The organism is Cupriavidus sp. WS, assembly GCF_000395345.1.
Taxonomy (GTDB): Bacteria; Pseudomonadota; Gammaproteobacteria; order Burkholderiales; family Burkholderiaceae; genus Cupriavidus; species Cupriavidus basilensis_B.
This window is the reverse complement of the sequence record NZ_AQPL01000536.1, coordinates 1-2,241: the sequence shown is the minus strand read 5'-3', so window position 1 is coordinate 2,241 and position 2,241 is coordinate 1. Positions and strand designations below refer to the sequence as shown.

The 2,241-nt window shown below is 74.3% G+C and carries 2 protein-coding genes; both read left to right on the top strand.

What is annotated here, in order from left to right:
• Positions 1–930 (top strand): CaiB/BaiF CoA-transferase family protein (locus tag K206_RS0133895; protein ID WP_020206731.1); only part of this gene is annotated, 930 nt, incomplete at its 5' end.
• Positions 927–1,982, top strand: a complete 1,056-nt coding sequence (locus tag K206_RS0133890) for a hydroxymethylglutaryl-CoA lyase (RefSeq protein ID WP_020206730.1) — start codon at positions 927–929, stop codon at positions 1,980–1,982. The genes K206_RS0133895 and K206_RS0133890, both read left to right, overlap by 4 nt.
• Positions 1,983–2,241 lie beyond the last annotated feature (259 nt).

Sequence of the window (2,241 nt, the reverse complement as noted above, 5' to 3'; positions counted from 1 at the left end):
GCCGACGTGCTGATCGAGAACTTCCGCCCCGGCACGATGGAGAAATGGGGCCTGGGCTACGACACGCTGAGCGCCGACAACCCCGGCCTCATCATGGTGCGGGTCTCGGGCTACGGCCAGACCGGCCCGAAGAAGGACGAACCCGGCTTCGCCGCGGTGGCCGAGGCCATGAGCGGGCTGCGCCACCTGACCGCCGAGCCCGGCCGCGCGCCGGTGCGCGCGGGCCTGTCGCTGGGCGACACCATCGCCGGCCTGCACGGCGCGCTGGGCGTGCTGCTGGCGCTGTACGAGCGCGACGCGCGCGGCGGCAAGGGGCAGGTCATCGACGTGGCCCTGTATGAATCGCTGTTCAACCTGAGCGAGAGCTTGCTGCCGGAATACTCCGCGTTCGGCGCGGTGCGCCAGCCGGCCGGCGGCGCGCTGCCGGGCATCGCGCCGTCCAACGCCTATCCGTGCGCCAGCGGCGAGTACGTGCTGGTGGCGGCCAACGGCGACGCCATCTTCAAGCGCCTGATGCATGCGCTGGGCCGCGCCGACCTCGCCGAGGACCCGGCGCTCGCGCGCAACGACGGGCGCGTGCAGCGCGTCGAGGAGATCGACGCCGCCATCGCGGCCTGGACCCGCGCCCACAGCGTGGAGGACGCGCTGGCCGTGCTCCGGCAGGCCGAGGTGCCGTCGGGCCGCATCTACACCGTCAAGGACATCGCCGAAGACCCGCACTACCGCGCGCGCGGCGTGATCGAGAGCGTGACCTCGGCCGCCGGGCTGACCGTGGAAGTGCCGGGCATCATCCCCAAGCTGTCGGCCAGCCCGGGCGCCATCCACGACCGCGCGCCCGCGCTGGGCGAGCATACCGACGCGGTGCTGGCGCAGGCGGGCTTCGATGCCGCCACCATCGCCGACCTGCGCGCGCGCGGGGTGGTGGCATGAGCGCCGCCACGTTCGCCGCCTCCGCCGGCCCGGCCCGCATCGAGATCAACGAGGTGGCGCCGCGCGACGGCCTGCAGATCGAGCCGGTGGTGGTGCCGACCGACGCCAAGGTGGCCTTCCTCGACGCGCTGTCCGCGTGCGGCTTTGCCCGCATCGAGGCGACCTCCTTCACCTCCGCCAAGGCGATTCCCGCGCTGGCCGATGCCGAGGCCGTCATGCACCGCATGGCGCGCGCGCCCGGCGTGCACTACACCGCGCTGGTGCCCAACCTGCGCGGCATGGAGCGCGCGCTGTCGTGCCGGCCCGACGAGCTCAACCTCGTGATGTCGGCCAGCGAGACGCACAACCGCGCCAACCTGCGCATGACGCGCGCGCAGTCGCAGGCGCAACTGCTGGCGATGATCGCGGCGGCGGGGCAGGCCGGCGTGCCGGTCAACGTCTCGCTGTCCACGGTGTTCGGCTGCCCGTTCGAGGGCGAGGTCGACGCGGACGCGGTGATGGCGCTGGCGGCATCGTTCGCCGCCGCCGGCGCGGCCGGCATCACGCTGTGCGACACCACCGGCATGGCCTATCCCACGCAGGTCGCCGCGCTGTGCGGGCGCTTCCGGCGCGAGCTGCCGCAGGCCGGCCTGACCATCCACCTGCACAACACGCGCGGCATGGGCCTGGCCAACGCGCTGGCCGCGTGGCAGGCCGGCGTGGCGCGCTTCGACGCCGCCGCCGGCGGCCTGGGCGGCTGCCCCTACGCGCCCGGCGCGAGCGGCAACGTCAGCACCGAGGAACTGGTGCACATGTTCGCCGCGATGGGCGTGGACACCGGCGTGGACCTCGGCCGCCTGCTCGAGGTGGTGGCGGGGCTGCCGGAGCTGGTGCGGCGCGACACGCCGAGCCAGTTGCTGAGCGCCGGCCCGCGCCTGCGCACGCACCAGCCGCCAGCCTGGATGGCGGCGCATTTCGCCGCGCAGGAAGCCGCGCAGCAGGCATTGCAGCAGGCACCGCAAGCACCGCACGAAGATTCGCGGAACGGTTCGCAGGACGGTGCGCGGCGCTGAGCGGCGCGCGCCGGAGATTCGCCGCATCACCCCGTAGCAACGGGCGCGCACCGCGCGGCGAGGGCCGCCGCGGGCGCAAGACCAGATCAAGACCAACACGCATCAGGCAGGAGACACCCATGTCCAGCATCCAGGCATTTGCCGCCGCACGTTCGCCGCTTTCCTACACCCGCGCGCCGCGCGGCGCCTCGGCCGCGCGCCGCAGGGCGCTCGCCGCCGCCGCCGCGCTCGCCGTGGCGGGCCTGGCCGGCACGTCGGC